The sequence below is a fragment of the Candidatus Paceibacterota bacterium genome (assembly GCA_028714275.1).
In the GTDB taxonomy this organism is placed as follows: domain Bacteria; phylum Patescibacteriota; class Minisyncoccia; order Phycocordibacterales; family CAINVO01; genus CAINVO01.
On sequence record JAQTMP010000043.1, the window covers coordinates 1 to 6340 of the forward strand.

The window sequence follows — 6340 nt, forward strand, 5'->3', positions numbered from 1 at the left end:
AGCGTACTGTTCCGAGGTGAGCTCTTTTTGCCACTCTTCATCTGTTTTTTCGATTTTTTTGATGGGCTCTTGATTGTGCATAGGTTTTTATTATTTTTTTAATAAATTCGCAAACTTTTTTTGGACTTTTTCCAATTTTGGATTGATGACTAGCTGGCAATAGCCGTTGCCAGGATTTTTGGCAAAATAATCATGGTGGTAATTTTCGGCCGGATAAAAAGTGGTCAGTGGCTCCAGCTCAGTCACCACCGGCTGTCCATCTGGGTTTGATTCATTAATTTCTTTTATGAACCGTTCACTTTCTTTTCTTTGTTCCGGCGAGGTGTAAAAAATAACTGAACGATACTGAGTACCGACGTCATTGCCTTGACGATTTTTGGTGGTCGGATCATGGGTGCCGAAAAAGACTGTCAGCAAATCACGAAAATAAATCTGCTCTGGATCATATTCTATATGGATCACCTCGGCATGGCCAGTAGTCCCCTCACACACCTGTAAATACGTCGGGTTGACCGTGGTCCCTCCCGCATAGCCAGGCTCGACAGCGATGACGCCTTTGAGCATTTTGAAAACTGATTCTGTACACCAGAAGCAGCCTCCTCCAAACACAGCTGTCTCATTTTTGTTTTCAGTTTTGTTCGGTTTATTTTTATCCATATTTTTATATGTTATTCTTTAAAACTTGATTTTACTTTTTTAGCCAACAGTAAAAGTATAGGCCTGAAGTCCCGCACCCTGAATCTGAATCTGGAGTGAATGTTTTCCATAGTCGGCGCCTTGTACAAGATTGTAGAGTCGGTTTTCTTTAATCAGAACCGTGCCGTCAGCGGAAACATCTTTGCCCGCCTCTGCCCCGGTGAGGAGCTTGCCGTCACGAAATATTTTGACTGTCACCCCTTTATCTCCCCCGCTGGCCACAAAATAAACATTTTTAGCATTGTAATTGTAATCAATAGTAGCTGTTGGACTAACATTCTCAGCATACTCTTGAGTAAAATTCCAATCCCCGGCTAGATATAGAACATTCTGGATATTGCCTGCCCCTAAAGGCGGGTTGAGGTGCTGTTGTAGACCAACCGTGCTGGATACTCCATTTCCTAAATACTCATTGCGGGCGGCCCCAAAGTAGGTTTCTCTGCTACCGATTTTACTCTCATCGCTAGAGATTGCATTGGCCGGCTCTGTAGTGCCCATTAAAACAGTCGGCGTCTGACCTTTGGCCACGGCCAGCAGAGCGAGAGCCTGCTGGATAGCTAGCTCGGTCTTGGCGTAGTCACCCTCACCGATATGATCATAAATAATTTCCCCATTTTGATTGATTAAATATTTGCGTGGCCAATACTGATTGCCGTATGCATTCCAAGTGGCATAGTCATTGTCCATCACTACCGGATAGGTAATACCAAAACGCTTGACGGCATCTTCCACATTTTTCTGTACTTTTTCAAAAGCAAACTCAGGCGTGTGAATACCGATCACCTCAAGACCCTGGTCCTTATATTTTCCATACCAAGCGGTGACATATGGCAAAGTACGCTGACAATTGATACAACTGTATGTCCAAATATCCAACAAGACTACTTTTTTACCCCGAAACTGACTAATCGTAATAGGCTGCCCATCAGTATTAATAAAGCCGCTTGGGTCGACTATCTCTGGAGCCTGAGGTCCATGCAGGCTGATGACTAAAGATTTAAAAAGTAGATTATTTTTTAAAATATTTTCTTGGCTGGTCGTAGTCGCTGTAGGGTTGGAAGATTCGAGGGTAGAAGAGGCTGCTTGAGATTCTGAAGTTTTTTCATTTAGTTGAAGAAGTTTTTGCTCAATGGTAGTGACGTCGAAAAGCCCCGAGCTGAGTAGATCAGTCTCAATTATTTTATCCGTACCAAACATAATCATAATGCCAAGAATGATAAAAATTACCCCGAGGGTACGCCTAAACCGGCCGTGGGTGTCCGACAAGCCGCCCAGACGGACGACTAGTTTTTGCCCAAGAAAAGAAACAAGCAAAAGCATCCCGGCCAAGCCGACTGCGTAAGCCATCAAATCCACCAGGCCCAACAAAAGAGATTGAGGCAAGACTGTTGCCAGCACTACAAAATAAGTCGGACTGCAACTGGAAAAAACTGGTCCGAGCGAAGCTCCAATAATGATGTTGCCCCAAAAATTTTCTTTCTTGTAGCCTACGGCTATCAGTTTATTTGAGCTGCGATTGAGCTTTGAAATCAAGGGGAGACGCTCCCACAAATCCGGGAATAGACTGATCAGACCAAAAATTAAAATGATGGCCCCCGAAATTATTTGCCAAAATACCTCCGGAACATTGATAAAAAGGGTGCTGACTTTCAAAATAAAAGTAAAGGTAATAATAGAAACTCCTAGTGAGATCGCGATGATCAAAGCTTTTTTACCGTTGGCTTTACCTCCAATCGAGCTTCCTATAATCACTGGCAAAAGAGGCAGCGTACATGGCGCCAAGATAGTCAAAATACCCGCGACAAATGAGAGAAGGAGAAGAATCATGTATGCCTTGTATTATACTATGAGAGAAATCTCTGTCGACCTAAATTAAAAATATCGGGTTAAACATTGACATACCTTAGTATTTTTGACATATTGTGGAAAGAAAAAATTGAAATATGACGACTACAACAGCCAACCTCGTTAATCCTGTCAACTGGAAACCCGCCAACGGCATCAAGCCAATCGATGAGCAGATCGACCTCTTGGGAAAAATGTTTGGGCTTGAGACTGCTCCATCCCTCAAATATGCCCGGAAGGCCTCCCGGACTTTTACTCCGCCCCTGAGGCCTGTCAGCCTCATGGCAGTACTGTCCTCCACTGCCTTTTCCAAGCTGCACCACAAGATGCCGTGCGTGCATAATGTTTACTGCCGCACTATTGAGCAATTGCATAAAAAGATTGAGGCGCGTGAAGCCAGGTTTGTGGACCATGCCCCAGACCAGCTCAAACCCCATTGCTTCATTTATGAAAAGCAGTGGGCCGAACAAGGTTTCAAGCTGCTGGAACAGCGCCAGCCGACCTGTATCCTTGTGGTGCCCGCTCACGTCGGACAGGTGTACAAGGCAGATCAGACTGGACTTCGGACCCGTGATACCTACCACGTGACGGAGTACGGCATGGATGCGCTGATGATTTCATCCATCATCTTGACCCACTCAGAGAAAATCTTTGGGTCAAAAATGGATGACATCGCTATCCCCGCCTTGGGAAATGAACATTCCCCCAAAAACGACGGGCAGTTTACCCATACTCCGGTGTACCGGTGGTTTCGAGGAAAACTGCACTTCGGTTTTGTGAAGTCATCGGAAATTCAGGGAGAGAGGTTTGTGGCGGCCTCTTGGTATCTGATGGCAAAGACTTAGAGTCTAAGATCAAAAATCAAAACTATCGGTTGCGTGTGGAACACACGCAACCGATTTTCTTTTAGCGCTTTAGTGAGAAAGGCTATCCCATTTTATCTTGGCTTATTTTATGAGATGATCCTGAAGATATTTGATAGTCCCGCCTACCTTTTTGCCAGGATTAAAAATATTTAATGGGTCAAAAATATGTTTGATTCCTACAAAAAGCTGGTACATTTCTGGACCAAACATTTTTTCCACAAAAGGCGTGCGAATAATGCCGTCATTGTGCTCAGCCGTGATCGAACCACCATATTGGATAATAAGATCATACACTTTTTCGGATACAGGCACTATTTTGGCTCTCTCAGATTCCTTTTTAAAATCCATCAAGGGAATAATATGGTAGTTGCCATTGCCTGCATGTCCGGCAATATTGGCTGTGATGCCATTATCCTTCAAAATTTTGAGAAGTTTAGGTAGAAACTCAGGCATCTTGGCTGGATCAATAATAAAATCATCAATAAACGGTGCCGTGCGCTTGCCATGGACATGCTGACGAAGAAGATTGAAACTCTCACGGCGCATGACCCAATATTTATCAGAGTCTTGACCCTCTTCGAGCACTCGAGCATAGACTGGAAATTTTTTCAGGGCCTGCATAATCTCAACCGTCTTTTTATTTACTGTCTGCTGATCATTTTCGGCCAGCTCGATGAGGACAATCAGTTTTGGTAGGCCGAGCATCCTTAAGCCGATAAAAAACTCCGGAAGAAAACCTAAAGCAAATTTAAACAAACCAAGATGCACCTTGCGGGCAATTTCGGGCATAAAACGCATGCCAAGCTTGAGAGTGGTATCATCGAAAGTTTCCATACTCTCTGGTCCATAGGGCAAAGTAGCATTGACTACAGCAGGCAGGTCATCCCAACTTTTGAAAAAAACTGTGATCAATTTACGATCCGGAGTATCTTTGACCAAACGGATTTTGGCGCGGGTGAGAATACCCAGGGTCCCTTGAGATCCGACAAAAAGCTGACTTAGATCAAACGTATCCTTAGCCTTATCCCATACCCGCCACAAAGCGTAACCAGACGAATTTTTTGAAGTAGTCGGCGTAGCTGCCCGGATGACTTCATCATTCTTTGAAATAAGCGCATAGGTTTTTTTATATAGATCACCTTCAAAATCCCCCTGCGACATTTTAGCTTCAAGCTCAGAGCGGCTTAGTTTTTTGAAACTGTACTCCTTGCCATCGGCTAGGACCATCGATATTTCTTCGACAAAATCTCGAATCTGCCCATAGCGCAGCGTTTTTTCACCCGCCGAATTATTCATGACCATCCCCCCAAGAGCAGCCAGATCTTTCGAAGCAGGATAGACTGGCAAAGAAATATGCTTTGGCAAAGTCACTGTCTCAAAGTCATGATAAAAAACCCCAGGCTCAACGATTGCCTTTAGGTTTTCTATATCCACGTCTTCACGTTTAAAATATCGAGTGAAGTCTAGGATGAGTGACTCATTTAACGGTCCCCCGCTCATATCTGTCCCAGCTGAGCGGCCAGTGATGGAGAGTTCTGGATGAGCTGACTTGTTATCATTTACAAACTTGACCAGCTGCTGAACGTCGTAAGAATCTTTTGGGTATAAGACCAAAGTTGGCTTGACTTCGAGAAGCGAAGCATCGTGACTATATTTTAGAAGAGTCTCCTGATCATCCGCAATATCTCCCCGAAAAAAGGCTTTGATGATTTCTTTCATAGGCTACGCCATTATAGCATAGAGATATTTTGTTTTACTGATTTGTAGTAGTAGCTGTGCTTGTAGCTGAGGCTTCAGTCTCAAGATGGAAAGCTTTCAGGCCCGCCAAGATAGTTTTGATATCTTTTTGAGCAGTTTTCAAATCATCTGTCCCTGTTTTGATTTTAGCCCGAGCTGCCACTAGAGCGGCTTTATTTGAGGCTGCGACTATCTGATCGCCATTGTCAGGTGTGAGTCCAGAAATACCACTGATTGCAGCTTGAGCTTGAGCTTTGGCATCAGCAGCCTTTGCATTTATCTCAGAAAGGGCCGCTACCAGAGCCGTGACATCCTTGCCTGCAGTCTGAGCTGAGGTGATACGGGCCTGGATCTTTACCCCTAGACCTGTCATCAAGTCTGCTGTGGTTATGATTCGGTCAGCCGCGGCGACCAAATGATCCCTAGGCACTATCAGCGCAAAAATACGATATGACTTTGTGATTGATTGGATTTCCGTACGAAGAGTGGTGGTACTATTGTCCGCATCGATAGTGGTCTTCAAAGTATTTAGGACTGAGATCTGAGCTTGGGCGTCAGCAGAGATTGAAGCCTTCTCTGAATCTGAAATATTTTTCAAACCTGCCAACCTGGTCACCAGATCATTCAAAGCACTGACGCGTCGAGTGATTTCTTGATCGGCTCGACTTTTAGCCACAGTCATTCTTTGTCCTTCAAGCTGAGCCTGGACGCTTGCTCGGGCCTCAATCCGAGCTTCCCTAGTAGAGCTGGCTGAGCTAGAAGCCCCAATCCCCACAGAAGCTGAGCCTGTCAGAGCTAGAGCATTTGTAGAAGCTGGGGCAGCGATCACTCCAGCCAAGGCTATGATAGTAGCCCCTGTAAAAAACGAAACCAGTGAAATATTTATTTTTTTCATAATTTTTGATTTAAATGGTAAGAGAAAATTAGTAACTCTGTTGAACTGGTTTATCATTGAGACCCTGATCAGCGCTGGCTGAGTCGCTATTGACCGCATTTATCTGGCCATCGATAACGGCGGAGTCTTGATTGAGTGAAGCATCAGAAGTATCGGTGCTTGAAGCGGCCCCCGAAGAGTTTGCTGTAGAAGGTGAGAGAACATTAGACGAACCGGAACCGTTTGGAGGGATGACTTTGCCTTGACTATACATCACTATTCCAATGATGACGATGATTAAAATAACCACTGCAATACCTAT

6 protein-coding genes are annotated in these 6340 nt (G+C 44.4%); 1 reads left to right on the top strand and 5 read right to left on the bottom strand.

Annotated elements, in window-relative coordinates; genetic code table 11:
• Nucleotides 1-90: 90 nt before the first annotated feature.
• Nucleotides 91-657 carry a peptide-methionine (S)-S-oxide reductase MsrA gene (gene msrA, locus PHF79_03650; protein ID MDD5318875.1) on the bottom strand — a complete coding sequence of 189 codons (567 nt, stop codon included), beginning with the start codon at nucleotides 655-657 and terminating at the stop codon, nucleotides 91-93.
• A 39-nt stretch (nucleotides 658-696) separates the two neighbouring features.
• Complete coding sequence (locus tag PHF79_03655; GenBank protein ID MDD5318876.1) at nucleotides 697-2523, bottom strand: cytochrome c biogenesis protein DipZ; 1827 nt, start codon at nucleotides 2521-2523, stop codon at nucleotides 697-699.
• A 116-nt stretch (nucleotides 2524-2639) separates the two neighbouring features.
• Between PHF79_03655 and PHF79_03660 the strand changes: the two genes are divergently transcribed.
• A complete protein-coding gene (locus PHF79_03660) occupies nucleotides 2640-3386 on the top strand; it encodes a hypothetical protein (protein MDD5318877.1) in 747 nt (248 codons plus the stop codon).
• 102 nt (nucleotides 3387-3488) lie between these two features.
• Here PHF79_03660 and PHF79_03665 read toward each other — a convergent pair whose 3' ends face one another.
• The 3 genes from PHF79_03665 to PHF79_03675 all read right to left on the bottom strand — a co-directional run.
• The gene (locus tag PHF79_03665) at nucleotides 3489-5126 is read right to left on the bottom strand and encodes an FAD-binding oxidoreductase (GenBank protein ID MDD5318878.1); all 1638 of its coding nucleotides are present in this window, start codon (nucleotides 5124-5126) and stop codon (nucleotides 3489-3491) included.
• 34 nt (nucleotides 5127-5160) lie between these two features.
• Nucleotides 5161-6039 carry a hypothetical protein gene (locus tag PHF79_03670; protein ID MDD5318879.1) on the bottom strand — a complete coding sequence of 293 codons (879 nt, stop codon included), beginning with the start codon at nucleotides 6037-6039 and terminating at the stop codon, nucleotides 5161-5163.
• 28 nt (nucleotides 6040-6067) lie between these two features.
• A partial coding sequence (locus PHF79_03675) for a hypothetical protein (protein MDD5318880.1) occupies nucleotides 6068-6340 on the bottom strand: 273 nt, incomplete at its 5' end.